The organism is Sphingomonas sp. GW821-FHT10F09, assembly GCF_058809195.1.
In genome coordinates this window covers 1,567,269-1,593,746 of record NZ_JBXASI010000001.1, presented here as the reverse complement: position 1 = coordinate 1,593,746, position 26,478 = coordinate 1,567,269, and the positions used below count along the sequence as shown (strand labels likewise).

19 protein-coding genes, 1 pseudogene and 1 riboswitch are annotated in these 26,478 nt (G+C 67.4%); of the genes and pseudogenes, 10 read left to right on the top strand and 10 right to left on the bottom strand.

What is annotated here, in order from left to right; all coding sequences use genetic code 11:
* Positions 1-100 precede the first annotated feature (100 nt).
* Genes AC1RTO_RS07560 through AC1RTO_RS07550 form a run of 3 tightly spaced genes read left to right on the top strand, consistent with a single transcriptional unit; the run spans position 101 to position 5,213 of the window.
* Positions 101-2,059 carry a TonB-dependent receptor gene (locus tag AC1RTO_RS07560; protein ID WP_493160207.1) on the top strand — a complete coding sequence of 653 codons (1,959 nt, stop codon included), beginning with the start codon at positions 101-103 and terminating at the stop codon, positions 2,057-2,059.
* 47 nt (positions 2,060-2,106) lie between these two features.
* Positions 2,107-3,474, top strand: a complete 1,368-nt coding sequence (locus AC1RTO_RS07555) for a DUF4139 domain-containing protein (RefSeq protein WP_493160206.1) — start codon at positions 2,107-2,109, stop codon at positions 3,472-3,474.
* Between the two features lie 2 nt (positions 3,475-3,476).
* Positions 3,477-5,213 carry a DUF4139 domain-containing protein gene (locus tag AC1RTO_RS07550; protein ID WP_493160205.1) on the top strand — a complete coding sequence of 579 codons (1,737 nt, stop codon included), beginning with the start codon at positions 3,477-3,479 and terminating at the stop codon, positions 5,211-5,213.
* Positions 5,214-5,352: 139 nt separating this feature from the next.
* On the opposite strand, the gene AC1RTO_RS07545 is transcribed toward AC1RTO_RS07550, so the two are convergent.
* The 9 genes and pseudogenes from AC1RTO_RS07545 to AC1RTO_RS07505 all read right to left on the bottom strand — a co-directional run.
* Positions 5,353-7,719, bottom strand: a complete 2,367-nt coding sequence (locus tag AC1RTO_RS07545; RefSeq protein ID WP_493160204.1) for a glycoside hydrolase family 2 TIM barrel-domain containing protein — start codon at positions 7,717-7,719, stop codon at positions 5,353-5,355.
* 241 nt (positions 7,720-7,960) lie between these two features.
* The gene (locus AC1RTO_RS07540; RefSeq protein WP_493160203.1) at positions 7,961-8,134 is read right to left on the bottom strand and encodes a hypothetical protein; all 174 of its coding nucleotides are present in this window, start codon (positions 8,132-8,134) and stop codon (positions 7,961-7,963) included.
* Entirely contained in the window at positions 8,131-9,234 is a 1,104-nt protein-coding gene (locus tag AC1RTO_RS07535) for a PepSY-associated TM helix domain-containing protein (protein ID WP_493160202.1), read from the bottom strand. The genes AC1RTO_RS07540 and AC1RTO_RS07535 overlap by 4 nt, the downstream gene beginning before the upstream one ends.
* Complete coding sequence (locus AC1RTO_RS07530) at positions 9,234-11,408, bottom strand: TonB-dependent receptor (RefSeq protein ID WP_493160201.1); 2,175 nt, start codon at positions 11,406-11,408, stop codon at positions 9,234-9,236. The genes AC1RTO_RS07535 and AC1RTO_RS07530 overlap by 1 nt, the downstream gene beginning before the upstream one ends.
* 91 nt (positions 11,409-11,499) lie before the next feature.
* Positions 11,500-12,501, bottom strand: a complete 1,002-nt coding sequence (locus tag AC1RTO_RS07525; RefSeq protein WP_493160200.1) for an alpha/beta fold hydrolase — start codon at positions 12,499-12,501, stop codon at positions 11,500-11,502.
* A gap of 191 nt (positions 12,502-12,692) precedes the next feature.
* Positions 12,693-13,721, bottom strand: a complete 1,029-nt coding sequence (locus tag AC1RTO_RS07520) for a methionine synthase (protein WP_493160199.1) — start codon at positions 13,719-13,721, stop codon at positions 12,693-12,695.
* A gap of 28 nt (positions 13,722-13,749) precedes the next feature.
* Positions 13,750-14,736 (bottom strand): DUF1852 domain-containing protein, encoded by a 987-nt coding sequence (locus AC1RTO_RS07515; RefSeq protein WP_493160198.1) that lies wholly within the window; start codon positions 14,734-14,736, stop codon positions 13,750-13,752.
* A gap of 128 nt (positions 14,737-14,864) precedes the next feature.
* Positions 14,865-15,088, bottom strand: a riboswitch (cobalamin riboswitch).
* 107 nt (positions 15,089-15,195) lie between these two features.
* On the bottom strand, positions 15,196-16,155 hold the full coding sequence (locus tag AC1RTO_RS07510; RefSeq protein ID WP_493160197.1) for a sugar phosphate isomerase/epimerase family protein: 960 nt from the start codon (positions 16,153-16,155) through the stop codon (positions 15,196-15,198).
* Between the two features lie 26 nt (positions 16,156-16,181).
* Positions 16,182-16,253: pseudogene (locus AC1RTO_RS07505) on the bottom strand (hypothetical protein); the annotation flags it as partial.
* A 316-nt stretch (positions 16,254-16,569) separates the two neighbouring features.
* Here AC1RTO_RS07505 and AC1RTO_RS07500 point away from each other — a divergent pair.
* The 4 genes from AC1RTO_RS07500 to AC1RTO_RS07485 all read left to right on the top strand — a co-directional run bounded on the left by AC1RTO_RS07500 (position 16,570) and on the right by AC1RTO_RS07485 (position 22,790).
* Positions 16,570-17,094, top strand: coding sequence for an RNA polymerase sigma factor (locus tag AC1RTO_RS07500; protein ID WP_493160196.1), 525 nt, complete (start codon positions 16,570-16,572; stop codon positions 17,092-17,094).
* Complete coding sequence (locus AC1RTO_RS07495) at positions 17,091-17,942, top strand: FecR family protein (RefSeq protein ID WP_493160195.1); 852 nt, start codon at positions 17,091-17,093, stop codon at positions 17,940-17,942. The genes AC1RTO_RS07500 and AC1RTO_RS07495 overlap by 4 nt, the downstream gene beginning before the upstream one ends.
* Before the next feature lie 190 nt (positions 17,943-18,132).
* On the top strand, positions 18,133-21,072 hold the full coding sequence (locus tag AC1RTO_RS07490) for a TonB-dependent receptor (RefSeq protein WP_493160194.1): 2,940 nt from the start codon (positions 18,133-18,135) through the stop codon (positions 21,070-21,072).
* On the top strand, positions 21,069-22,790 hold the full coding sequence (locus tag AC1RTO_RS07485; RefSeq protein ID WP_493160193.1) for a Ca2+-dependent phosphoinositide-specific phospholipase C: 1,722 nt from the start codon (positions 21,069-21,071) through the stop codon (positions 22,788-22,790). The genes AC1RTO_RS07490 and AC1RTO_RS07485 overlap by 4 nt, the downstream gene beginning before the upstream one ends.
* A 190-nt stretch (positions 22,791-22,980) precedes the next feature.
* Here the strand turns inward: AC1RTO_RS07485 and AC1RTO_RS07480 are convergent, their stop codons facing one another.
* On the bottom strand, positions 22,981-23,868 hold the full coding sequence (locus AC1RTO_RS07480; protein ID WP_493160192.1) for a LysR family transcriptional regulator: 888 nt from the start codon (positions 23,866-23,868) through the stop codon (positions 22,981-22,983).
* 78 nt (positions 23,869-23,946) lie between these two features.
* Here AC1RTO_RS07480 and AC1RTO_RS07475 point away from each other — a divergent pair, with 78 nt between their 5' ends.
* From AC1RTO_RS07475 to AC1RTO_RS07465, 3 genes are read left to right on the top strand one after another with little or no spacing between them, the layout of a single operon-like run.
* Positions 23,947-24,474, top strand: a complete 528-nt coding sequence (locus AC1RTO_RS07475; protein ID WP_493160191.1) for an MFS transporter — start codon at positions 23,947-23,949, stop codon at positions 24,472-24,474.
* Positions 24,471-25,691 carry an SGNH/GDSL hydrolase family protein gene (locus AC1RTO_RS07470; protein WP_493160190.1) on the top strand — a complete coding sequence of 407 codons (1,221 nt, stop codon included), beginning with the start codon at positions 24,471-24,473 and terminating at the stop codon, positions 25,689-25,691. The genes AC1RTO_RS07475 and AC1RTO_RS07470 overlap by 4 nt, the downstream gene beginning before the upstream one ends.
* On the top strand, positions 25,688-26,467 hold the full coding sequence (locus AC1RTO_RS07465) for an SDR family NAD(P)-dependent oxidoreductase (RefSeq protein WP_493160189.1): 780 nt from the start codon (positions 25,688-25,690) through the stop codon (positions 26,465-26,467). Before AC1RTO_RS07470 ends, AC1RTO_RS07465 begins: the two co-directional genes overlap by 4 nt.
* Positions 26,468-26,478: the final 11 nt, after the last annotated feature.

Sequence of the window (26,478 nt, the reverse complement as noted above, 5' to 3'; positions counted from 1 at the left end):
TAATTAAGCCTAGGCTAAACATTGTAGCCTTGGTGATATGGGATGGATCATGTTGGTAACAGGCTTGATGGCGCTGACAGCGTCTACCGCCGCATGTCAGGTGCAGGCTGCACCCTCCGAGACATCGGCCTCCGATCACGACCATGCGGAGATCGTCGTGACCGGGCGGAGCGAACGCCGCATCGGATCATCGCAATCCGCCAGCGAGGGCGTCGTTTCGGGCGCCGACCTACGCGTCCGTCCGCTGCTGCGGACCAGCGAACTGGCCGAGGCCGTGCCGGGCATGATCGCGGTTCAGCATTCGGGAGGCGGCAAGGCGGCGCAATATCTGATCCGTGGCTACAACCTCGACCATGGCACCGACTTCAGTATCGCGATCGACGGGATGCCGTACAATCTGCGCAGCCATGCGCACGGTCACGGCTATCTCGACCTCAATGGCCTGATCCCGGAAACGGTCGATCGCATCGCCTATCGCAAGGGGCCTTACCGAGCGAGCGATGGCGACTTTTCGTTCGTCGCAGCCGCATCGCTCGATACGCTGGATCGGTTCGAGCGCCAATTCGCATCGGTGACTGCGGGAAGCTATGGGTATCGCCGGCTTGCGGTCGGCGGCTCCTTCGGCCTCGGACCCGGGACGCTGTTGCTCGCCACCGAGGTGAAGGCGAACGATGGGCGGTGGCAGTTGCCCGAACGGCTGCGCCATGTCAGCGCTTTCGGCAAATATACCGTCGACACCGGCCTCGGGACGTTGCGGGCGAGCGTCTCGCTCTACGACGCGCGCTGGCGCCCGACCGAGCAGATACCGGTCCGCGCCATTGGCAACGCAATTCCCGACCGGTTCGGCACGCTCGATCCGTTCCTGCGCGGCAGCACCAACCGCGAGGTGTTCAACATCGGGTTGAGCGGCGACCGGCTGACCGTGACCGCTTATGCCCAGCATTACCGGTTCGACCTGCTGTCCAACTTCACGTTCTTCCTGAACGATCCGGTCCGGGGCGATGAGCTGGAGCAGGCCGAAAACCGCTGGACCTATGGCGGCCGCATCGCCCGACGGTTCGACGTTGCCGATCGGCTGGTGCTGACGATCGGTGCGGACGGGCAGACCGATCGTATCGGCGATCTCGGCCTTTATCATACGCAGTTCGGCCGGCGGATCGGTACGACCAGTCTGGTCGATGCGACCGAGACGTCGATGGGCGGCTATGCCGAGGCGAACTGGAAACCCGTCGAGCGGATCAGCCTGTCGGCCGGGGCACGGATCGATCATTTCCGTTTCCGGACCACCGCGCGTGCCGGTGCGGGTTTCTCCGGCGCGGTCAACGAGACGATCGGGGTGCCTAAGGGGGGTGTGAGCGTCCAGGTTGTTCGCGGGTGGGCGATCTATGCGAATTACGGGCAGGGGTTTCATTCGAACGCCGTGCGCGGCGTGATCGCGCCGGCCGAGGCGACGCCGGCACTGGCGCACGCGACCGGCTACGAGTTTGGCACGCGGTTCGAGCGCGGCCCGCTGATCCTGTCGATCGACCGCTGGTGGAGCCGCGCGTCGAGTGAGCTGGTCTATTCGGGGGACGACGGCACGGTCAGCCCCACCGGACCGAGCCGACGTCGCGGCTATGAGGTGACCGCCTACCTCAAGCCGGCGCGCTGGCTGGCGATCGACGCAGTGTACGCGACCAACCATGCGCGGTTCGTCGATGCACCGGGGGCGGACCGTATCCCCAACGCGCTGGAGGGAGCGGGCGAGTTCGGCCTGGCGGCGATTCTCGGCCGCTTCGATGCCGCGCTGCGCGTGCGCTATCTCGGGCGGCGGCCGCTGGTCGAGGACAACAGCGTCCGGTCGCCTGCCACCACCGTCGTCAATCTGCGCGCCGCACGCCGGTTCGGCCACGTCGAAGTCACCGCGGAACTGCTCAATCTGTTCGACACCGCACGCGCCGATGCCGACTATCATTATGCGTCGCGCCTGCGGGGCGAGCCGATCGACGGGATCGAGGGTGTCCATAGCCGCACGGTCGAACCGAGGATGCTACGGATCGGCGCGACATTCTCGCTTTGACGGCAGGCGCCGGCAGCCGCTAGCTTCGGCGGAAAGGGGAGGTCGTCATGCGGAGATCGTTGGTACTGGGCGCCGCGCTGTGGCCGGCGGCATCGCTGGCGCAGAGCACGCAGGGCGACGTGCAGGTCACCATCTACAACAGTGGCGTGTCGCTGGTGCAGGACGCGCGGACGCTGACCGTGGCACAGGGGCGCAGCCGTCAGGAGTTCCCCGACGTGTCGGCACAGATCCGGCCCGAGACGGTGACCTTGAGCGGTCCGGGCATCGGCATCGTCGAACAAAATTTCGACTTCGACCTGCTGTCGCCCGACAAGTTGATGGAGAAGGCGGTCGGTCAGGTCATCACCATCGTCCGCACCAACCCGGCGACCGGGGCCGAGACGCGGGAACAGGCGCGGGTGCTGGCGGCGAACGGCGGCATCGTGCTGCAGATCGGCAACCGCATCGAGGTGCTGCGCGACGACGGGCTGCCCGTGCGCGTCGTCTTCGACAAGGTCCCCGACAATCTGCGCGCGCGCCCGACGCTGTCGGTGACGATCGAGGCGGCGCGCGCCGGGCCGGTGCCGGTGCGATTGTCCTACCTGACGCCGGGGCTCGGCTGGACCAGCGACTATGTCGCGCTGTTCGACGAGACAGCGGGAACGATCGACGTGCAGGGCTGGGTGACGCTGACCAACAACACCGGCACGACCTTCACCAGGGCGGACACGCTGCTGGTGGCGGGCAACGTCGGCGGTGGGGCCAACCGCTTCGCATCGTTGGGCGACGGCGCGGCGATCGAGCAGGCCGGCACGGAGACGGGCACGCGCCAACGGCTGGGCGATTTCTACCTCTATCCCCTGGCCGAGCGGACGACGATCGCCAACGCGCAGCAGAAGCAGGTCAGTTTCCTCAACGTGAAGGCGGCGGCGGCACGCAAGGCCTATGAATTCAGCAACGGCTGGCTCGGCGGCAACGACGTGCCACGCAGCGCGGCGACCGCGATCAAATTCTCGACCTCGCGCGCCGGCGGCCTGGGCGACCAGCTGCCGGCGGGCACGGTGCGCGTCTACATGCGCGATGCGCGCGGCGACCCGCAGTTCATCGGCGAGAATCGCATTCCGCACACGCCGATGGGATCGTCGATGGCGATCCGCACGGGCGAGGCGTTCGACGTCAAGGTCAAGGTGGTCGTGACCGAGCGCACTAGATTGTCGAACCGCCGCTGGCGCACGCGGATGGCCTATACCGTCAGCAACGCGCGGGACGTGCCGGTGACGGTCGACCTCGCGCAGGACGGGCTGTGGGGGGATGTCAGGATCACCGATCAGAGCCTGACCGGCGAACGTGTCTCGGCCGACCGGGTGGAATGGAAAGTTCCGGTCGCGGGGGGCGGCACGAGCGAGCTGACGGCAACGTTCGATTCGCGGTATTGAGCGTGCTGCGCCGTTTCTGCCTGCTGCTGGCGTTTGCGTTGCCATCGCCCGCCCGGGCGCAGCCGCACGTCGTGATCTCCCGCGAGGTCGCCGATGTCGCGGTGACGGTGTACCGCGACCCCTATCGCACCGGCGCGATGCAGGCGAACTGGCCGGGCGGCTATGCGCTGATCACCGAAACCCGGACGATCAGCGTGCCGCAGGGCGACAGCCAGATCCGCTTCGAGAACGTCGCCGAGGGCCTGCTGCCGGAAACCGCCATCGTCACCGGCCTGCCGGGCGACGTGCGTGAGAAGAACCGCGACGCGCGGCTGATCTCACCCGCCGGGCTGGTCGACGCCTACCTGAAGCGGCGGCTGCTTCTGCGGCGTACCGACCCGGCGACCGGCAAGGTCCGCGAGCAGACCGCTATCGTTCAGGCCGGGCCGGACGGCGGCGTGATCCTGCAAACCGCGGACGGCGTCGAGGCGCTGCGCTGTTCGGGCCTGCCCGAGCGCATCGTGTACGACGGTGTGCCCGATACGCTGACCGCGCGACCGACGCTGTCGATCCTCACCCGCGCCGGGCGGGCGACGACGGCGACCATCCAGTTGACCTATATGGCGCAGGGGTTCGACTGGTCGGCGAATTACGTGGGGCAAATGGCGGCCGATGGCGGCAGGATCGGCCTGTTCGCCTGGCTGACCGTCGCCAATGGCGGACAGCAGAGCATCCGCGATGCGCGGCTGCAGGTCGTCGCCGGCAAGCCCGCCAAGCGCGAGAATATGCCGCCGCCGCCACCCCCGTCCGCCTGGCTCGACCTGCAATGCTGGCCGGCCGACGTGACGAGCAATCATCCCAAACAGGCGTTCACGCCCTTGCCGCTGCCCGCCGGGCCCGATCTGGCGGCGTTCAATGCCGTCGGCGCCAACGCGCCGGGCAGTTTCGAGACGCGCAGGCAGCGGCGCGCGCGCTGGAAGGCCGAACGCGAGGCGCGGCGCTTCGCCGACGACGGCGGGGCGGATGTCGTCGTTACCGCCAGTGCGGCTCGTCCGTCGTTGCTCCGGCGCGAGCGGTTGCAGTTCGCGGCCATGCCGGCGCCGCCACCGCCTGTGCCGCCGCCGCCGCCACCCGCGCCGGTCGTGGAAATGGCGTCACCGGTCGCCGTCGCGGGCGGCGCGCAGGCGAAGGTCGAGGCACTGGGTGACCTCAAACTGTACCGCGTGCCGATGCGCGTCACCGTCGCTGCGCAGGCGCAGAAGCAGGTCGCGATGCTGGTCCAGCCCAACGCCGCCTTCGAACGTGTCTACGTTCTCGACCTGACCGGAAGCGGCCCGCCGACGCGCGTCGTGCAGTCCGTGCCGTTCGAACTGCGCACCCGCAACGTGGTCACGTCAGGGCTGGGCGTACCGCTGCCAGCCGGTATGGTGGCGCTGTTCGCGCGCGGTGCGCGACGCGACCTGTACGCGGGCGAAGCACCGATCGACGATCTTGCGGTCGGCGAGCGCGTTGCGCTGCGGTTTGGTGACAGCCCCGACGTCAGCTGGACGCGCACCCGCATCGCCGACGCCGGGGGACGGGAGCAATGGCGCGTGGACGTCAGCAACGCGCGCGATGTTCCGGTCAGAATGGAGGTCACGCTTCCGCCGGGGGTCGAAGAGAAACCCGCGGGGGCCGAGCGGCGGGAACAGGGCTGGGTGCTGCCCGTCGACATCATGGCGAATGGCACGAGCAGCATCGGCTACGCGATCAAGCGGTAGAACGGCTCGCCGTGCTGGAAGACAGGTCGAAGCCGCGGTTGCGATCATGAACACGCGGCAGCCTCCGGGGACAGGCGAACTGGTTCGACCTTGCCACGGACGGTGATGAACGCCGATCGGGTGAACGGTCGCGACGTTTCTATCTGACCCGAAACGTCGCGACCGCGCCCTTCAGCCCGTCGCTCGAAACCTTGAGCCGCACGGTTCCGGCGCTTTGGCCGGATCGCAGGATCGCCATGGCGAAACCGTTGTGGAGCGCCTTGCTGTTGCCGGCGAACAGGTCGTCGCTCCAATGGTCGCCATTGTCGACGGCCGCCAGTCTGGCTGCACCGGTCACCGCAAAGGTGACGTTGGCGACTGCGGTGGATACGACGCGTCCCTCGTCGTCGACCGCGTAGACTTTCACATATTGCAGGTCCAGGCCGTCAGCCTTCCAGACCGGATTCTCGGACACGATCTTCAGCGCGACCGCTTTGCCCGTCGTCTCGATCCGGTCGCGCGCGACGATCGTGCCGCCGGTACGGCCGATGGCGGTGATCTCGCCGGCCGCATAGGGCACGTCCTTCCAGTAGATCGTGTTCCGTTTCGTCACGTCCATGGCATTCTTCTGGACGCCGATGGACCTGCCGTTGACGAGCAGCTCGACCTCGTCGGCGTTGGTGTATGTGTAGACGTTGTAGGCCTTGCCAGCCGTGCGGTTCCAGTGTGCCGAGATGACCTTCTGACCGACCATGACGTCGTTCCACATCTTCGCCTCGCCTTCGTTGTCGACGACGCCGATGTGGACGACAGGCTCGTCCATGAAGATGCTCTTCGCGAGCCACGCCTGCGGGAACGGCTCCAGCGCATGATTGAAGAACGAATAGGCCCAGCCTTTCTTCGGCCAGCCGTCGGACTCGCCCCAATATTCGATGGCACCCCAATAAGCGAGGCCGACCATCTTATCGCGGTCCATGCCGAAATAGGGTGCGGCCAGTTCGTTGGTGACCGCCTCGCTTTGATAGACGATCATGTCGGGCGCGTGCTTCAGATACTTCTGGTAGTCGATCCAGACGTAATTGAAGCTCGCCACATCGGTGATGGTCGCCAGCTCTGGCGGAACAATGTTCGCCGGGACGTTGAAGGCGGGGTCTGCCTTGATGATGCCGTTGGCGCGCGCGGGATACATCGCCACCGTCGTCTTCCGTGTCGGATCGTAACGCTTCGCCACGATGTCCATGATCCGATAGGTCGTCTTGCCCCAGTCGCCCGTCGGCCAGTTCCAGCGCTGTTCCTGAAACTGCAGCTCGTTGCCGAAGCTCCACATGATGACGGATGGATGATTGCGGTCGCGCTTGATCCATTCCTTTTCGTTGTCGAACCAGACGTCGTTCCAGGGCGCGCTGCCTGCCCAGGCGGTGGTGCTGCCCCATTTGTCGTAGAGCTCGTCGACGATCAGCAGGCCTTTCTCGTCGGCGAGATCGAGGAACGATTCCGAATAGGGATTATGCGACATGCGGATGTGGTTGAAGCCGAACGCCTTGAGCCGGTCCATCATCCGGGCGATCGACGTTTTGTAGGCGGCGACGCCGACGGCACCCAGATCGTCGTGGTTGGCCACGCCTTTCAGGAACACCTTCCTGCCGTTCAACCGCAGGCCGAAATCCTTGCCGAACTCCACGGTTCGGATGCCGAACCGCTTGCTGAGCCGGTCGATGACCTTGCTGCCGGAGAGCAGCTCCACCTCGGCCGTGTAGAGCGTCGGTGTCTCGATCGACCACAGCTGCGGGGCGGCTACAGTGACCTTGGGCAACGGCACTTCGACCGTGGGCAGATTGCGGGGACCAGGCACGAGAGCCTGACTTGTTCCGACGAGCTTGCCCTGAGGCGAAAACACCCGGGTATGGATCTGCACCGCGTCCTGCCGACCCTTCAGGCCGGCGACCTCGACCTGCACACCGACGTCGGCGCTGGTCGTGCCTACCGTCGGCGTGGTTACGAAGATGCCGTGCCGCGCAATCGACACCGGGTTCCTCACGACGAGATGCACGTCGCGGAACAGGCCGCCGCCCGTGTACCAGCGTGAATTGCCGTCCTTCGTGGAGGCGCGCACGGCGACGACGTTGTCGGCACCGTAGCGGAGGACGTCGGACACGTCGGCTTCGAAGCCCAGATAGCCATAGGCCGTGCCGCCGACCCTTTTGCCGTTCACCCAAACCTCGCCAGAGAGCATGATCCCCTCGAAATCGAGCAGGACCTGTTTGCCCTTCCAGCCGTCCTCGACCCTGAAGGTCTTGCGGTACCAGCCGACGCCGGGCGCCTTGAACCCGCGGCCGCGATTGGCCGTTTTGTCCCACGACTGTTCGATCTGGAAATCGTGCGGCAGATCAAGCTTGCGCCAGCCGCGATCATCGAACGCTGGTTCCTGCGCTCCGGCGACGTCGCCTTGCCGAAAGGTCCAGCCGAAATCGAATATCCGGCTGATCCGGGGCCGGGCGGTCTGATCGTCGCCCGCCGCGGCTGCCATGGCGGAGCAAACCAATGCGACAGCCGCCGCGGAGACCCTGACGCTTTTCATCTGCTTGCCTGCTCCCGATCCGCCTTGCCCTGCATCATTCGCGATTCAGGGCGGCCCGACTGCAAGATGACTGCAATTGCCTGACAAATGCAAGAGGAGATCGTATTGTGAGATGCGTAACCAGAGAATGGACTAAATTCCCGGGGTGCAGCCGACTGTCGGGAAGTCCGGCAGCGGCGATCGGCTTCACCTATTCGACAGGCTTGACCCGCATCGCTCGCGCGATGGCAACGAGCGGGACGGCGAGGCCCGCCCAGGCGACGACGTCGACCGGACCATCGCCCTGCAGCCCCGCGATCAGCGCGATCAGGCTCGCCATGGCCAATAGGATCGGGATCCCGAACGTGCCGCCGGGTCGCCTCATGCCGCGCTCCTTTTGCGGCTTAGCCAGAGGTAGACGCCGCTGCCGAGGACGACGATCGCGACGAGGTCCAGCAGCGCCCACAGCAATTTCATCGGCAGCGCGCCATAATCGCCGAAATGGAGCGGCTGCGACAGGCGCAGCGCCAGCATGTACCAGGGCATCGACGCCATGGCGGTCAGCGTGCCCGCGTGCGCGTCGACGAGCGCTGGGGTGAGCAGCTGGCGGGTCGCCGGCGTCGCGCCCTTCAGCCACACGGCATAATGATGCTCGCTGCTGAACCGCGTGCCGGGAAAGGCGACGAACTGCGGATCGGTGCCGGGCGCGGCCGCGCGGGCGGTGCGAACCGCGGCATCGAGCGGGCCGAAGGCGGCGACCGGCAGCGGTGGCTGCCCCGCATAGGGCCGGGTCAGCGCGGCGAGCTGGTCGGCGCGCCAGACGGCGACCAGTGTTTCCGACAGCGTGTTGACGACCCCGGTCAGTCCGACGACGAACACCCACATCGCTGTGGCGATACCGAGCAGATTGTGCCGGTCGAGCCAGCGGACGCGGCGGTTGCGGGTCGTCCGGATCGCGCCGAACGCCAGCTTGCGCATGAACGGCGCGTAGACGACGATCCCGGACACGATGGAGATGCAGAACAGCAGCCCCATGAAGCCGAGAAAGAGCTTGCCCGGCAATCCGGCGAACATGTCGACGTGGAGCCGCAGGATCACCGCCATGATCCCGCCTTCCTCATCGAGCGCACCGACGACTTTGGCGGTGCGGCGGTCGATCGCGGTGATATGGAGATCGCCGCGCCCGGGCTGGGCGACCTTGCCGGTCGTGACGTTGACGACCGGACGGTCCTCGTCGAAGCTCATGAACAACGGCCGCTCGCCCGGGTATTTGGCCATGGCGGTCCGCACGAAGGCGTCGAGCGGCAGGAGCGGGGCGTCCGAAGGCAGGGCTGCGAGCGGTGGGCGCTCATCGAGCGCCGCGTCGATCTCGTCATGGAAGATCAGCGGCAGTCCGGTCAGGCAGAGCATCAGCAGGAACAGCGTGCAGACGAGGCTGGTCCATTTGTGGATCCAGCACCACGTCCTGACGGTCTGCGTGCGCATCAATATTCGACCGTGACCGACGCCTTGACGGTCCGCGGCTGCCCCTGGAGCAGATAGCCGCCGAACGCCGAGGTCCAGTAGCGGCGGTTGTCGATATTCTCCGCACTGACGCGCAGCGTGACGGGATGCTCGTCGGCGACCAGGATGTAGCGCAGCCCGAGGTCGAAGCGCGTCCAGTCGCTCAGTCGCTGGCGGTTGGTCGTGTCGAGATACTGGCGGCCGGTCTGCACCACGCGCCCGGTCACCGTCGCCGCGCGCAGGAAGGGGGGGATCACCTCCAGCCCCAGATTTACCTGATAATCGGGCACGCCGATCGCGGCGTTGCCGTCGGTCAGGCCGCCCGCCGTGCGGCGCAGCGTCGCGTCGTTGATCGCGCCCCCGCCGATCACGCGGAGCCACGCGACCGGTTCGCCGTTGAAGCCGAGCTCGATCCCCTGGTTGCGCTGGCGCCCGTCGACGACGAAGGTCGTCGCGGCAGGCGCCGCCGGCGTGGGTGTCGCGATGCTGTAGCCGTTGGGCTGCGTCGTGCGGTACAATGCGAGCGTCGCCGTGAGCCGGCGGATCTCCCACTTGGCGCCGATCTCGTACTGCGTCGTTCGATAGGGGGCGAAGACCTCGCCGGGATTGGTGATCGTGCCGTTGGTCGGCGCCGTCGGTCCCTGGACCAGCCCCTCGATCCGGTTGCCGTAGAGCGAAACACTGGCGGTCGGGCGGATCACCACGCCGACGACGGGCGTCGTCGCCGACCGATCATACCGGGTGACCCGGCCGAAATTGGTGCGATTGAAGGTTTCCACCGTCAGCTGCTGCTGCCGGAGCCCGCCGGTCACCAGCACCCGGTCGTCGAAGAGACCGATCGTGTCGGAGGCGAACAGGCTGCCGAACCGGGTGAGCGACGCGCGTGGCGGATTGGCGAGATCGCCGCCGGTGCCGGGGAGATCGACGGGGCGCGGTACGGCGACGGGCGCGTAGATGTTGGTGGGCGTCGTCGTGGCGAAGCCGCCGGTCGCGGTGCGATAGCCGCCCGAGGCGAAGGCGTTACGGTTTTCGGCGATGACGAGCGTGCCGCCGGCGCTGACCGCGTGGCTGGTGCCGGCGAGCGAAAATTTGCCGCGCACGCCGAGCTGTCCGCTTTCATTGTTGTCCTCGCGCGGGACGAACAATCGGGCCTGCGTGGCCGCGCCGGTGGCTGCGTTGGTGACGGTCGGGGTCGCATAGTCGCCGTCCTCGCGGCCGTCGCGCAGCCCGCCCGCCAGATAGGCGGTCCAGCCGGGGGCTACGTCGACCTCGGTACGGGCGAGGACGTATATGTCGCGCAGCTTCGTGAAGGCCCAGGGTTGCGCGTAATTGGCGTCGGCGCCGGGCACGCGCGGAATGGCGAGCGTCGTGTTGGCGAGGCGCACCTGCGGACGCGGCTGATAGGCGCGCTGGTCCTCATAGCCGAAATCGAGGAAGAAGCGGCCCGGACCCGAGCGGAAATCCAGGTCGGCGCCGATGACGCGGACGCTGCGCCGCTCGTCGTCGATCGGCGTATCGCCGTCGCGGTAGACGCCGTTGACCCGGAAGCCGAACGCCTCGTCCGCGCCGAAGCGCGTGCCGACATCGATGTTGCCGCCGACCACGCTGTCACCCGCATAGCTGGCGGTGGCCCGCAGCAGCGTCTTCTCCGCGCGCTTGGGGATCAGATTGATCCCGCCGCCCAGCCCGCTGCCGCCGGGCGCCGCGCCGAACAAGAACGCGCTCGATCCGTTCAGCACCTGGACGCGGTCGTAGAGCTCGGGCGACACTAGCTGGCGCGGGGTGATGCCGTAGAGGCCGTCGAGCGCGACGTCGTCGCCCGACAACGGGAAGCCGCGGATGACGAACAGCTCCGACTGGTTGCCGAACCCTTGCGTGATGCGGACCGAGGGATCGTTCTCCAGCACTTCGCCCAGCGTCTCGGCCTGCTGGTCGAGGATCAGCTGCGCGGTATAGTTGCGGACGTTGAAGGGTGTCTCGAGCGCGGTCCGGTCACCGAGCGCGCCGAGCGCGCCCTCGCTGGTCACCTGCGGCCGCTGCTGCTGCGCGGAGACGACGATGTCCTCGCCGGCAGCGGTCGCCTGCTCCTGCGCCCGTGACGCGGTAGACGCAGAGGCAAGCGCAACCGCGCACGTCGCCCACGAAGCCTTGTTCATCAATCACCTAACCCCCGATTACGCTGGAGGCGCCTATAGGCTATTGCGTGGCGTTCGCAATAGGTGCTTGCTCGTAACCGGCCGTTGCGTCTTACGGCGCGATCGCGGAGCGGAGGGTTCGCAGAAAGGCGGCGGGCGCCTCCACCTGCGGCGAATGGCCGAGATCGTCGAGGCGGATCAGGCGTGCGTTCGGAATGCGCTGCACCGCCTCCTCGGCGGCTTGGGGCACGGTGCGGACCCGTGCGCGCCGATCCTCCGGCGCGCTGTTCGCGCGAAAGGCGGTGAGGTCGCGCTGGCCGATGATGAGCGTGGTCGGGACCGTCAGGTGCGGCAGTTCGGCGGCGACCGGCTGGGTCTGGATCATGTCCGACAGGCGCGCCTGCGCGTCCCGCACATGGTCGCCGTCGGGGCTGGCATATTGACCGGCCAGCATGGCCACCCACCGGTCATAGGCCGGGCGCCAGACCCCGTGGTAATAGTTGCGGAGCTGATAGGCCTTGATCGATGCGGCGTCCGTCTTCGCCTCCTCGGCACGGAGCTGGCCGAGGTCGGTATAGGGGACGCCCTCGCGCAGCGTGTCGTTGAGGCCGAGCGGGTTGACCAGCACCAGCCGCGAGACGCGCTCGGGGTAGAGCATCGCGAAGCGGGCGGCGAGGATACCGCCGGTCGAATGGCCGACGAGCACAACCTTGCCGGCACCGGCCCGTTCGAGAAGCGACGCCGTCAGCGCCGCCATGGCGTGGAAGCTGTACTGATAGCCGGCGGGTTTGGACGATTTGCAGAAGCCGATCTGGTCCGGCGCGACGACGCGATAGCCGGCCGACGCCAGCCCGCGCGCGGTATCACCCCAGGTCGCGGCGCAGAAATTCTTGCCGTGCAGGAGGACGACCGTCGTGCCGTTCGGCGTGGCGGTCGCCGGCCAGTCGAGATAGGCCATGCGCACCGGATGACCTTGCGATTTCGCGTCGAACCAGTGCAGCGGCGCCGGATAGTCGAACCGTTCGAGGTTCGCGCCCAGCGGCACGGTTTGCGCGCCGGCGACGGTCGACAGCATGGCGGAGCACGCGACGGCAGTGAGAAAGCGACGGATCATCGAGGGATAACACCGGTCATCGCGGCGATATCCCTGATGATCGCATGCCTTTCCCGCGAAGGCGCTACGTCAAGCCGAACGAGCGTCAGGTTGTGGCGGGCCGAGGGACCGGCATGTTCGACCGAACCACGGGCGCAGCCGTCGGCGCGTCGCACCGGATTGGTCAGCGGCGAGCGGGCCTAACCGGTCGGTTATCGCGACAGCTCCGCCCGCACGATCGCCGCGCCCGCGCCCAGCGCCTCCAGCTTGCCTCTGGCGACATCGCGCGCCAACGGTGCCATGCCGCAGTTGGTGGCCGGATAGAGCTTGTCCGCGTCGACGAACGTCAGCGCCTTGCGCAGCGTCTCGGCGACCTGCTCCGGCGTTTCGATGCGGTCGGTCGCCACATCGATTGCGCCGACCATCACCTTCTTGCCGCGCACCAGTTCGATCAGGTCCATCGGCACGCGCGAGTTCTGACATTCCAGCGAGATGATATCGATCGTCGATTTCTGCAGGTTGGGGAACGTCCGTTCGTACTGGCGCCATTCCGCGCCGAGCGTCTTCTTCCAGTCGGTGTTCGCCTTGATGCCGTAGCCGTAGCAGATATGCACCGCGGTCTCGGCCTTCAGCCCTTCGGCCGCCTTTTCAAGCGTGGCGATGCCCCAGTCGTTCGCCTCGTCGAAGAAGACGTTGAACGCCGGCTCGTCGAACTGAATGATGTCGACGCCCGCCGCCTCCAGCTCGCGCGCCTCCTGATTGAGGATCAGCGCGAGTTCCCACGCCAGCTTCTCACGGCTGCGATAGTGCGCATCGTAGAGCGTATCGATCATCGTCATCGGGCCGGGCAGCGTCCATTTGATCGGCCCCTCGGTCTGCGCGCGCAGATAGCGCGCGTCATTCACGAACACCGACTTCGGCCGGGACACGGCGCCCGTGACGGTCGGCACGCTCGCGTCGTAGCGGTTGCGGATCCGCATCGTTTCGCGCTTCTCGAAATCGACGCCCTCCAGCTGCTCGACGAAGGTCGTCACGAAATGCTGGCGCGTCTGTTCGCCGTCGCCGACGATGTCGATCCCGGCCCGGCGCTGGTCGTCCACCGCGAGGCGCAACGCGTCGCGTTTGCCGGCGGCGAGCGCTTCGCCCTCCAGCTTCCACGGCGACCAGAGCGTCTCGGGCTGGGCGAGCCAGGAGGGTTTGGGCAGGCTGCCCGCGGTGGTGGTCGGCAACAGTGTCGTCATTCGGGAATACCTTGGATCGCGGGGAAAATCAGAAAGCGCAGCTGTCGGACCATTGCCGGAGCACCGCCGCATGCGGCTTGATGAGATGCTCCTCGGCGAAGCGGCCCTGCTCGGCGGCCAGCCGGCTGCGTTCCTCGCGATCGTAGACGATGCGGGTCAGCGAATAGTCCTGATAGTCGAGGCTGGGACGGTATTGGGCGGATGCGACGGAATTGGCGTTGTAGATCTCCGGCCGGTAGATCTTCTGGAAGGTCTCCATGGTGCTGATCGTGCCCGCCAGCTCCAGCGCGGTATAATCGCCGATCAGGTCGCCGAAGTGATAGAAGGCGAGCGGCGCGACGGCGTGGCGTGGCATGAAGTAGCGCGCCGTCATGCCCATCTTCGCGAAATAGGCGTCGGTCGCGGAGACATCGTCGGTCCGATATTCGAGGCCGAGGATGGGGTGTTCGTTCGCGGTCCGGTGATAGGTCCGGCTGCTCGACACGCTGAGGCAGATGACGGGGCGCTTGGCGAAGCGTTCGCGATAGGCGGCCGAGTTCAGGAAATGCCTGAACAGATTGCCGTGCAGGTCGCCGAACCCATCCGGCGCGCCGCCGCCGGGGTGTCGTTTCAGATGATCGGGCAGCACGACGCTGAAGTCGTAGTCGCGGACGTAGGACGACAGGTTGTTGCCGACGATGCCCTCGATCCGTTCGCCCGCGCGCCTGTCGACGATGGTGGTCTGCAGGATTTCGATCAGGGGGAAGCCATCGGCCTGGTCGACCGCGTCGATCATCAGCGCGGCGGAGAGGATCGTCAGTTCCACCGCATAACGATCGCCGGTCGGATTGTCCCAATGCGCCAGCGAGTTGAACCGATTGTCGATCATCCTCAGCGTATTGCGCAGATTCTCCTGCCGGCGGTCGCCGCGCGCCAGATTGGCGAAATTGGTGGTGGCGCGCGTGTTGTCGGCGGGGCGATAATCCTCGTCGAACGGGATGCTGCTGATCGCGAACGTGAACCCGCTATTGGTCATGAACTCACCTGCACATTGCGGGCGGGTGAGCCAGGAAGAGCGCGCAAGGCACCGGCAAGCCCGCTCGGCGAACGAGCGCCGCGGGCCTTGCGTCAAGCGCGATCCACCGGAGGAACCCCCGTCCGAGGAACGTTATTGCGTCGGAGGCAGGTCTCCTGGCTCACGGGTCAACGCAATGGTCCCGGCCTTCCCGAGCCTCTTGCGAAGGCTCAGTGACACGAAATGGGACCAATGCTCGCCGCTTACAGTTGCGGGGGCAGCGCCGGAATCCGCCCTCGAAGAGCGTCACCGGCTTCCCGTCTTAGCCCCACCGTCATGCCTGAGGTGGGGAACCTCGACCTGTGTCTTGAACACCAGCGCGCCAGCACTGTCAACCGCGATATAAAGGATTCTTTATATGTCACCGGCTCGTCGATCTCCGTCATGAGCGGGGACGATCGGGCATCCGGATCGACCGGCTTACCGAGGCGGGGGGCGTTCCCCGAACAGGCCGTCGAACCAGGTCCGGGCGACGGCGGCGGAGGCGAAGGCGCTGGCGGGAAAGGGCGGTTCCTGTTCGAAATATAGCTGGTCGATGCCGACGCGACGGATCGCCCCGGCCAGCGCGCGCCACGGGACGATGCCGGTGCCGACATCGGCCGGTGCCATTTCGATGACATTGCGCGATATGCCGGCGGCGTCCTTGAGGTGCATCATCGTCACGCGACGCCCGGTGCGCTCCAGCAGTTCGACCACATCCTGCCCGGCGGCAGCGACCCATCCCACGTCCAGTTCGAACGATACGAGCGCCGGATCCGTTTCCGCCAGCAACAGGTCATAGCCGGTGCCGCCGCCCGGCAGCGGTACGAACTCGAAGGCGTGGTTGTGGTAGGCGAGGGCAACCCCCGACGCCGCGAGCCGCGCCGCGCGATCGTTGAGCAGCGCCGCCGCCCGTTTCCAGTCGTCGCGGGTCAATGCGCGCACCAGCCCGTCGAGCACGGCCGGATCGGGGCCGCCCGCCGGCGGATGCAGGAACGCCTGACGCACCTGGTCGGGCAGGGGAGCGATGGCGACGACCGCCCGGTCGGCCCCGAGCGCACGGACGTTCGCCGCCAGCGCCCCGATATCGCCGTCGAGATGCCACGCACCCGGCGTGGCCTGGGGCAGGACGTGGATGGCGGGGCATGTCAGGCCCGCGACCGTGAGCGCGCGGCGCAGTTCCTGCGGCGTCCGTGCGTAATCGCCCGGCAATTCCACCCGACGATAGCCGAGCCGCGCGACCTGCCGCAGCGTGCCGGCAAGGTCGATCCGCGGTGCGTCACCCAGCGTGTAGAGCTGTATCCCCGGCGTCCAGAACCCGGACGCGGTCGCCGCGCGCGTCCCCCGGCCGGACGCGATGCCGGGCAGATCGCATAGGCAACACCCGCCTGTATCGTCCACAGCGCCCCGGGCAGGGAGAAGACCGCGTTGTATCCCATAATCGCAATTGGGGTCGGCAGGCCCCTACCTTCCGCCGCCTTGAGCGCGGAAGTCGCAATGACCTCGAAGACGATAGCACTCGCGAGATATAGCCGTCACCACCAACCAACCACCAACCACTAAGGGCCACATCACTGCACGGTTTAGCTGGTGCAGGGGCCGTCCACCCCATCCCGTCAGCAGACTTCAAAAGGCCTGTTTCAATCCCTCGTTCGAGGTCAAGCTGGACCATCAGGTCGGCATCATCGGCCTTCCTCGTCCCGACACCGGCTTCTGGTCCGTTCCGGCCCCTGTCATGTCACTTTCACGAACCATCCCTAGGTGGCCGAAGGTAAGCGGGTGACGGGGTGACAGGTGGCATTGATAAGCGGAACGATGCCGAAACCAGCGGCACGCCAAGGCGGCGTGGACGAGCGGATACTGCATGATCTGCTACATCGTTTCGCGCTGTCTCGCCTGCGCGATCGGTGCGACAGCGATGACCTGGTGCAGGAGACATTCGTCCGTCTCTACGCCTATCGCAGCCGGCGAACCGTGGAGGATGTCACCGCCTTCTGCCTCGCGGTGGCCGGGAACCTCATCCGCGACCGGTTCCGGCAGTCGAGCCGGCGACCGGAAACAACCGAGATGTCCGATACGATCGTCTGTCCACGGCCGCTTCCCGACGAGATCCTGCTGTATCGGCAGCGCGCTCGCATCCTGTCCGCGGCGATAGCGGACATGCCGCCGCTACGCCGCGAGGTGTTCCTGCGCCGGCGGCTCGACGGCGACGCGGTTGCGACCATCGCGGAGCAGCTCGATCTGTCGCCGGCTGCGATCGAAAAGCACGTGACGCGCGCGCTCTCCGATCTGCGACGGTCACTCGACCGCCATGGGCTGTGCCTTGGCGCAGGGGCATGATGAACCGCCGGAGAAAAATGGATTCGGTGGACCATGATTTCACCCCTGAGCTGACCGAGGCCCTGGCGGACTGGCGCCATCGCGGCCGGCTGTCCGACGACGCGGTGCAGGCGTTGCGGACGCGTCGGCGCCGCGTCGTCGCGGGGGCGGCAAGCGGTGTCGTCGCGGTTCTGCTCGCTGTCGGGCTACCGCATGTGTGGCCGGGGCGAACGCCCGACCGGGTGGCGGCGTTAGAAGCCCGACGGGGCGAGACACGAGCCGTCCGTCTCGCCGATGGCACGATGTTGCGGCTCGACGGCGCGACCCGGCTTGTCGTGCGCTACGGGGAGACCGCGCGCCAGGTGACGCTGTCCGGCGGGGCGGCGTTCTTCGATGTGGCGCACGATCCCGCCCGGCCGTTCACGGTGTACGCCGGCGATGGCATGGTGCGTGTGCTGGGCACCGCTTTCAACGTCGACCGCACCGTCGGCCGCATGGAGGTCGCGGTCTACCGCGGGGCAGTACGTCTTGCCGGGCGTGGTGATGCACGCGGCGAATGGGTGCCGGCGGGTTGGCGCGGTCATGTCGTGCGTGGCCACGCCGGTCCTGCCGTGCGCTTCGACGCACGCACCGACGACATCCGCCAAGGCTGGCTGGACGTCGATGCGTTGCGGCTCGGTGATCTGGTGGCGATCCTCAACCGGCGGTCCGGTCCGATCATCCAGCCACCGCCGGCCCGATTGGCCGATCTGCCGATCAGCGGCCGTTTCAGGACAGATGACGCGCCGTCGCTATTGCGGTCGCTCGGCATGTCCTATGGCTTCGTCGTGACGGAGACGAAGTCTGCACTGATCCTGTCATCGAATTGACCGGAAAAATACTTCGAAATGTCATAAAAATATTTGTGTCCGTAATGATGTAGACTGTCGTCTTCCTTCCGTAACGGCTGCCGTGCAGCCGATCGGGGGAATATAGATGCGACGTTCGACGATGATGAGTGCCGGCGTTTTCAGTCTGGCGATTGCGACCCTCGTGCCGCAAGCCGTGATGGCGGCGCAAATGCCCGCATCCTGGACCGCCCCGGGCGATTTCGCGATCCCCGCCGGCGCGCTCACGCAAAGCATCTCGCTCTATTCGCGTGCGACGGGCATTCAGGTCGTGGTCGCCCCGAGCAATGCGGCGGGACGGAGGGCCGCGGCCGTGTCCGGGCGGCTGACGCCGCGCGCCGCGCTGATCGCGATGCTGCACGGCACCGGGCTGGTGCCGGTGGTCCGCGGCAATCTGGTCGTGCTGTCGCCGCGCGCGGCGCCGGCGCGGGTGATCCCGATCGCGGCATCCGCCCATGAAGCGCCTGAGCCGGTGCAGGATGCGGCGAACGCCCCTGCGCAGGACGAGGGACAGGACATCGTCGTCACTGGTCTGCGCAAGAGCCTGGAAAGCGCGATCGCCGCGCGGCGTGATGCGATCGGGCTGACCGACAGCATCTTCGCCAAGGATATCGCCGCCTTCCCCGACACCAACGTTGCCGAGAGCATCCAGCGCATTCCCGGCGTGCAGATCACGCGCGACGCGGGCGAGGGCCGGCAGATCGCGGTGCGCGGCCTGAATGCCGATTTCACCCGCGTCCGGTTGAACGGCATGGAGGCGCTGGCGACCACCGGCACCACCGATCAGCGTGGCGCGGTGAACCGGTCGCGATCGTTCGACTTCAACATCTTCGCTTCCGAACTGTTCAGCCGGATCGATGTGGTGAAGGCGCGGTCGCCGTCGCTGGACGAAGGCGGCATCGCCGCGACGGTCGACCTGCACACGCTGCGGCCGTTCGACAATCCCGGCTTCCACGTCGTGGCTTCGGGGCAGGCGTTCTGGGCGACGCGCACTGATGATGTCGGTCCGCGCGCCGCGCTCGTGGTGTCGAAGACCAGTGACGATGGCGTTTGGGGCGCCTTGGTGTCGGCCGCCTATTCGCGGCGGCAGGTGATCGAGGACGGTCACCAGACGCTGCGCTGGGCGAGCGGCGGCTGGACCCTCGCCAACGTGTCGCCCGCGATCGATTCGGCGATCCGCGCGCGGCTGAACGGCACCGGTCCCGACCGGCTGTTCTACCCGCGGACGCCGCGCTATTTCATCTTCGATCACGACCAGAAGCGGCTCGGCCTGACCGGGGCGTTCCAGTTCCGGCCCAGCGATGCGCTGCATGTCGATCTCGACGTGCTGTACGCGCGGCTGAAATCGACCCGGCTGGAGTATTTCCTCGACGCCCAATCGTTCAGCCGTACCGATGCGACCGGCATCCGGGAGACGACGATCCGCAGCTTGGTCACGCAGGGCAACGACATCGTCGCGGCAGAATTCGGCAACGTCGACAACCGCATCGACAATCGCCGCGACCGCAACGACACCAAGTTCCACCAGATCGCGCTGACGACGACGTGGAAGCCGACCGACCGGCTGACGGTCGACGTGCTCGCGGGCGTCGAGGGGTCGGACTATACGGTCGACACGCGGACGCTGCAGGCACTGACCAACAACCGCAATCTCGCCTATGATTATCGCCCGAACGATCGTGTGCCGGTGATGACGTACGGTTTTTCGCTCACCGACCCGTCGGCGCTGCGGCTCGACCTGTACCGGCCGCGCATCAACGTCGTCGACAACGACTACCGGATCGGCAAGGTCAACCTCGCCTATCGCGCGAACGACGCGGTGACGGTCAAGGCGGGCGCGAGCTATACGCGCTACATCTTCGGCACCGAAGATTTCGGGCAGGACGTGACGAGCGTGCGCGGCCGGACGATCGCGGACCTGGTGTACGCACGATCGCCCTACACCTTCGGCAAGGCGCTCGACCTGCCTACGGGCGCGCCGCGCGAATGGCTGTACGTCGATTTCGACAAGGCGCTGCCGCTGATCGACCGCAACGCCACTCCGCTGACGCGCAATCGCGAGAACGACCGGCGCGTCAAGGAAGAGGTGCTGGCCGGCTATGCCCAGCTCGACCTGCGCGGCGAACTCGCGGGGATGGTCGTGCGCGGCGATGCGGGTGTGCGCGTCGCGCGGACGCGGACCACCGCGACCGGTGCCGTCGTCGTGGGCGAAGTTGCGCAATCCGTGACGTTCGGGCGGAGCTATACCGACTGGTTGCCATCGGCGAACCTCGTCTTCGAACTGGCCCCCCGGTTGCAGCTGCGCGCCAGCGCCAACCGCAACATCACGCGCCCGACGCTCACCTCGCTGACGCCGGGCGGACAGGTGCAGGTGAATACGCGGACCGTGTCGGTCGGCAATCCCGACCTTGAGCCGTTCCGCGCCGATTCGGTCGATCTCGCGCTGGAATTCTATCCCTCCCGCGACGGCTTCTTCGCGGTCGGCCCGTTCTACAAGCGGATCGACAGCTTCATCACCAATCGCACCACCGAGCAGGCCTATGCCGCGTCGGGCTATCCGGTCGCCTTCCTCGGCAACCAGCAGGTGGCGCGGCCCGAGGACGTCTTCTTCTTCACCCAGCCGGTCAACGGCCCCGGCACGAGCCTGAAGGGCGTGGAGGTGATCGCGCAGCAGGCGTTCACCTTCCTGCCCGGCGTGTTGCGGCACCTGGGCGCGATCGCCAACTACACCTACACCAGTTCGGATACCGACTATGCCCTGACCGCGACGACCAGCGTGCGCAAACCGCTGGTCGGCCTGTCGAAACATTCGGCCAATGCGACGCTGTATTACGAAACGCCGGTCTATGGCGGACGCGCGTCGATCAACTATCGCGACCGCTATCTGACCGCGGTCCCCGGGGCCAACGGCAACGACATCGCCGGGGTCAATGCGGCGACTTATGTCGATGCCTCGCTGTTCTGGAACGTCACGCCGCGCTTCACGGTCACCCTGGAGGGCGTGAACCTGACCAACCAGGCGGAAGACCAGTTCGTCGACAGCTCCGACCGGGTGAGCAGCTATGCGCGCAGCGGCCGGCAACTGCTCGCCGGCATACGGTGGCGGATGTGATCCGCGCCGCTCGCCTGATCGCGCTGGTCGCCGCGACGGCGGCACCGGCGCGGGCGCAGGACACGGCGCTGCGGGTCAACGACATCGTCGCGGTCGGCACGCACAACAGCTACAAGCAGGCGATCCCGTCCGCCGTGATGGCGCGCCTGATCGCGGCCGATCCGCGGGCGGTGGCGCTGGATTATGCGCACCGGCCCCTCACCGCGCAGCTCGACGCGGGGATGCGCCAGATCGAACTCGACGTGTACCGCGACGATGCGGGCGGCCGCTATGCGCGGGCCGGCGACGGTTCCGCCATGGCCGCGCCCGGGCTGAAGGTGATGCACATGCCCGGCATCGACCGGGGCTCGTCCTGCCTCACGCTGGCCGCTTGCCTGCGTGAGGTACGGACGTGGTCCGATGCGCACCCGGATCACGCGCCGATCCTGATCCTCGTCAACGCCAAGGACGAGGCGAGCCCGATGGCGCCCGTCCCCGAACGGTTCGACGCGGCCGGCTTCGACGCGCTTGACACCGAATTGCGCAGCGGCTTGCCCGGCCGGCGCCTCATCACCCCTGACGAGGTGCAGGGAACCAGCCCGACGCTTCGCACGGCGGTGCTGGCGGGGGGCTGGCCGACGCTGGCACAGGCGCGCGGGCGCGTCCTCATCGCGCTTGACGAGGGGCCGGCGAAGGTCGCGCTCTATCGCGGCACGCGGCGCTCGCTGGAGGGGCGGGCGATGTTCGTCAACACCGACGAGGCCTCGCCCGCGGCCGCCTATCTGACGCTCAACGATCCCGTCGCCAACGGAGCAAGGATCGCCGCGGCGGTGCGCGCCGGCTTCCTCGTCCGCACCCGCGCCGACGACGGCACGCGCGAGGCGCGCGACGGCGACACCCGTCGCCGCGATGTCGCACTGTCGAGCGGGGCGCAATATGTCTCGACGGACTATCCCTGGCCGGATCGCCGCCTGGGCAGCTATCGCGTCATGCTGCCGGGCGGGGCGGCGGCCGGCTGCAATCCGGTGCGTGCCGCCGCGCGCTGTAGCGATGGGCCGGTGGAGCGCCTAGGCGGCTATCTCGTCGCGCGGGACCGACCCGATCTGACGCGGATCCTGCCCGGGCCGCCCGCGCCGGGCTCGCCCCAGGCACTGGCGGATGCACGCCGCTTCGTCGCGGCGCGCGCGCTGGCCGGTTCGCCGCGCTGGCGACAGGCGCAGGCCGATGTGTCCGACGACCTGCCGGCCCGTTTTCGCGATGCGATCGGGTTTGCGATCGACGTCGGCCGCACCCCCGTCCTGGTGCGGTTGCTCGCCCGGTTCGGGGCCGACCGCTCCGCAGCCATCGGCGCTGCCAAGCGCCATTGGCATAGCGCACGCCCCTTCATCGGCAACGACCTGCCGATCTGCGAACCGCGCACCGCAGCGCTCGCCGCCAACGGCGACTATCCCTCGGGCCATGCCGCCAACGGGATGTCGTTCGCGCTGATTCTGGCGGAGCTGCTGCCTGACCGCGCCACCATGTTACTCGCGCGCGGTCGCGACTACGCTGACAGCCGCCGCGTCTGCGGTTCGCATTCGGCCAGCGCGGTGGAGGGCGGGCTGCTCGCCGCGGCCGTGCTGGTGGCCGCGGCGCACGGCTCCGCCGACTTTCGCGACGACCTCGCCGGCGCCCGCGCCGAACTCGATGTGCTCCAGCCTGCTGGCCTTCCCGTTCACCCCGCAGAAGACGAACGATGACCCTTGCCAGATCGAAAGCGCGGTCGCGCCGGGCTGGTCTCGCGCTGGCACGAAGCTCGATTGCCATTCGGTACGCTCATCCCCCGTCGTAACCTGGCGATCAGATCGACCGATTGGCCTTCAGAGCGAGGGAAGGGCGCAGGTCGCGTCGAACGTCCACAACCGGGTCCGAGCGGCTCTTGGAAGCGCGTCAGTCTCGTACGATGCCGTGGATCGTCAGTGCGTCGAGCAGTACCTGCACGCGCTGCGGCAGCGTATCCGAGCGCCCCACATAGATGGCGTGGAACGCCTCACGCGGTGGGGGACTGTCCAGCGGCAGCAAACGCACCAGCCGGCCTGCTGCGAGATCGTCGCGGATCGTGAACGCCGCGAGTTTGGCCGGGGCCACGCCAGCGAGGGCAAGGTGGCGGATGCCTTCCCCGTCGTTCATCCGCACCCGACTGTCCTCGCTACGCGCGGGTCGTAGCCAGTCGCCCGAGGCGCGGGGGTAGGAAAAGCCGAGCCGATCATGGAGGGCAAGATCGGCGAGCGTTGCCGGCATACCATTACGCTCGATCCAGTCTGGTGAAGCCACCACGACCAATGTCGTCTCCCCCAACGATCGGGCGATCAGGCCCGAGCTTTCCAGCGGCCCCGCCCTGATGGCGAGGTCCGTGCGATCGGCGACCAGATCGCTGATCGCATCGCTCTGAACGATGTCGATGGCGATATCCGGATAGCGCGCAAGGAATTCCGGCAGCAGTGGCGCCAGCACGTGCGTGACATAGGAGGCACTGCTCGCGATCCGGACGCGCCCCGCGGGCAGCCGCGCACCGCCCGCCTCGCGCTCCGCAGCATCGATCTCGGCGAGGATACCGACGGCGCGGGCGTGAAAGGCCTCCCCCTCGGCGGTCAGCGCCAGCCGCCGCGTCGAGCGCCGCAACAGCCTTGTGCCGAGCCGCGCTTCCAGACGGGCGACGAGCTTGCTGACGGCCGACGGGCTGAGGCCCAGAGCCCGCGCCGCTCCCGAAAAGTCGCCGGCTTCCACCACGCGAACGAACACCGCCATTTCTGCCGCACGGTTCGGTTCCATCGCCATGACTGTTCCCGAGGTTCACAGATGATGTGCCGGCCTTGGCTCTAATTCATCGATGCCCGTCGCGCCATAATGATCGCCATGACATCCTCGCGTCCTTCATTCGCGCTGCTGGCGCTCACCGCCGGTGCCTTCGGCATCGGTGTCACCGAATTCGTGATTGTAGGGCTGCCTGTCGGTGCCGACCTGTACGTCTCGATCGGCGCTGCGGGGTCGCTGATCTCGGGCTATGCGCCCGGCGTGGTGGTCGGCGCGCCATGCCCGACCGTCTGGGCGGTTGCGATCGTCGGTATCGTCGCATTCGCGGTCATCGCGTTGGCGGTGCCGGCGGATCGCGAGGCATCGGAGCGCGCCGACTGGCGGCGCGATCTCCGCGCCCCTGGGCAGCATCCGGTACTGCTCGGTCTCGCCGCCACAATACTTGGTTTTGCGGGCGTGTTCGCGGTCTTCCCCTATATCGCACCGTTGCTGATCGAGCGGAGCGGCTTTTCCGTCGCGGCGATCTCACCGATCCCGCTTTTGTTCGGCGGCGGACTGGTGCCGACGGTGTTTGCAAGCCGTCTCGTCCTGCTCGCGACGGCCGATCGCCCGAAGGGGCTGCTCGCATGACGGCGCTACTTGCTGCGGCGGCGATGCTCGCCGCCCCGACGCAGATCGTGCCGGCGTGGACCGCGAGCCAGCAGCCGGTCTGGGGTAGCGACTTCCTGTTCCCGACCAATGTTCCGTCACGGCTTGGCGGCCGCACGCTACGTCAGGTGGTGCGGCTCGGCATCGGCGGCCGCAACGTTCGCATCGTCCTGGCTAACACTTACGGCAAGCAGGCGATCACGATAACCGCCGTCCATGCCGCGCCCTCCCTCGGCGGCAGCCGCATCGACGGTGCGGCCGATCGCAGCGTCCGCTTCGGCGGTGACGAGGACGTGACCGTCGCTCCCGGCGCATCCGTCACCAGCGATCCGCTTCCGATCGCCGTGGTCGCAGGGCAGGATCTGGCGATCTCGATACGCTTCGATACCGCACCCGCCATCGGGAGTTTCCACTGGGACGGCAAGCGGACGGGCTATGTCCTTGCAGGCCAGCGAATTGCGGATGCCGAACCGCCGGTAGAAACGACGACGACCACCCGCCTGCTGCTCGCCGGCGTGCTGGTCGAGGCGGCGCAGGCGAAGGGTACTGTCGTCATACTGGGCGACTCCATCACCGATGGTGCCGGGGCGACGCTCGATGCGGACACCCGCTGGCCCGACTATCTTGCCGCGCGCGCCGCGCCGGACGGGATAGCGGTGGTCAACGCCGGTATCTCCGGCGCCCGCCTGCTCAGCGACGGGATGGGAGCGAACGCGCTCGCCCGGCTCGATCGCGACGTTCTCGCCCAGCGGGGCATCGCCACGCTGATCCTGGCGCTCGGCATCAACGACATCGCCTGGCCGGGGACCCCGTTCGACCCGAACGCCCCCGCGATGACGTTCGAAGCGCTGGCCCGCGGCTATCGCGCGCTGGCCGCACGCGCGCACGGCGCGGGCCTGCGCGTGATCGGTACGACGCTGCCGCCGTTCGCCGATGCCTTGCCCGACACGCCGCTGCACCCCAGTTACTACAGCCCCGCCAAGAACGCGCTACGCCACCGCATCAACGACTGGATACGACGGTCTGGCACTTTCGACGCCGTCGCCGATTTCGACCATGTGCTGCGCGATCCCGCCCGACCCGACCATCTCGCGCCCGCCTACGACGGCGGCGATCATCTCCATCCCGGCGACGCCGGCAACCGCGCGATGGCCGACGCTATTCTCCTCACCGATCTGATTGAAGGACCGACCTCATGAACATCGACCTCAGCGGCAAGACCGCGCTCGTCACCGGATCGACCGAAGGCATCGGCTTCGGCATCGCGCACGGCCTCGCGAACGCCGGCGCACGCGTGATCGTCAACGGCCGCACGCAGGCGAAGGTGGATGCGGCCGTCGCACGCATCGGCGGCAGCGCACGCGGTGTGGCGGCGGATCTCGCGAGCGTGGATGGACACGAGCAGCTCGTTGCCGCCGTACCGGAGGCGGATATCGTGGTCAGCAATCTCGGCATCTTCCAGCCCGCGGACTTCTTCGACACCGACGATGCGACGTGGGACCGTCACTGGCAGGTCAATGTCATGGCCGGCGTTCGCCTCGCGCGGGCGTATCTCCCAACCATGGAAGCGAAGGGCTGGGGCCGGCTGCTGTTCCTCGCATCGGAATCGGCGTTCAACATTCCCGTCGAGATGATTCACTACGGCGTCAGCAAGACCGCCGATGTCGCGCTGGCCCGTGGGCTTGCCAAGCGGATGGCGGGCACCGGCGTCACCGTGAACTCCGTACTGCCCGGCCCGACGCTGTCGGAAGGTGTCGAGGCGATGCTGGAAGCGGAACGCGCGAAATCGGGCAAGTCCATCGGGGAGGTGGCGGCGGCATTCGTGCAGGAACACCGCGCCAGCTCGATCATTCGGCGTGCCGCGACGGTCGAGGAGGTCGCCAACATGGTCGTCTATCTCGCCTCGCCGCTGGCGTCCGCAACGACGGGCGCGGCACTTCGCGTCGATGGTGGCGTCATTGATACCTTGATGTGATGAGGCCTGCC

Bases quoted from the DNA above. Each gene is read 5' to 3' on its own strand.
- AC1RTO_RS07530 (WP_493160201.1), bottom strand. From the start codon at position 11,408: ATGAACAAGGCTTCGTGGGCGACGTGCGCGGTTGCGCTTGCCTCTGCG.
- AC1RTO_RS07475 (WP_493160191.1), top strand. From the start codon at position 23,947: ATGACATCCTCGCGTCCTTCATTCGCGCTGCTGGCGCTCACCGCCGGT.
- AC1RTO_RS07525 (WP_493160200.1), bottom strand. From the start codon at position 12,501: ATGATCCGTCGCTTTCTCACTGCCGTCGCGTGCTCCGCCATGCTGTCG.
- AC1RTO_RS07520 (WP_493160199.1), bottom strand. From the start codon at position 13,721: ATGACGACACTGTTGCCGACCACCACCGCGGGCAGCCTGCCCAAACCC.
- AC1RTO_RS07470 (WP_493160190.1), top strand. From the start codon at position 24,471: ATGACGGCGCTACTTGCTGCGGCGGCGATGCTCGCCGCCCCGACGCAG.
- AC1RTO_RS07480 (WP_493160192.1), bottom strand. From the start codon at position 23,868: ATGGCGATGGAACCGAACCGTGCGGCAGAAATGGCGGTGTTCGTTCGC.
- AC1RTO_RS07545 (WP_493160204.1), bottom strand. From the start codon at position 7,719: ATGGCAGCCGCGGCGGGCGACGATCAGACCGCCCGGCCCCGGATCAGC.
- AC1RTO_RS07515 (WP_493160198.1), bottom strand. From the start codon at position 14,736: ATGACCAATAGCGGGTTCACGTTCGCGATCAGCAGCATCCCGTTCGAC.
- AC1RTO_RS07495 (WP_493160195.1), top strand. From the start codon at position 17,091: ATGATGAACCGCCGGAGAAAAATGGATTCGGTGGACCATGATTTCACC.
- AC1RTO_RS07535 (WP_493160202.1), bottom strand. From the start codon at position 9,234: ATGCGCACGCAGACCGTCAGGACGTGGTGCTGGATCCACAAATGGACC.
- AC1RTO_RS07555 (WP_493160206.1), top strand. From the start codon at position 2,107: ATGCGGAGATCGTTGGTACTGGGCGCCGCGCTGTGGCCGGCGGCATCG.
- AC1RTO_RS07465 (WP_493160189.1), top strand. From the start codon at position 25,688: ATGAACATCGACCTCAGCGGCAAGACCGCGCTCGTCACCGGATCGACC.
- AC1RTO_RS07490 (WP_493160194.1), top strand. From the start codon at position 18,133: ATGCCCGCATCCTGGACCGCCCCGGGCGATTTCGCGATCCCCGCCGGC.
- AC1RTO_RS07540 (WP_493160203.1), bottom strand. From the start codon at position 8,134: ATGAGGCGACCCGGCGGCACGTTCGGGATCCCGATCCTATTGGCCATG.
- AC1RTO_RS07500 (WP_493160196.1), top strand. From the start codon at position 16,570: ATGCCGAAACCAGCGGCACGCCAAGGCGGCGTGGACGAGCGGATACTG.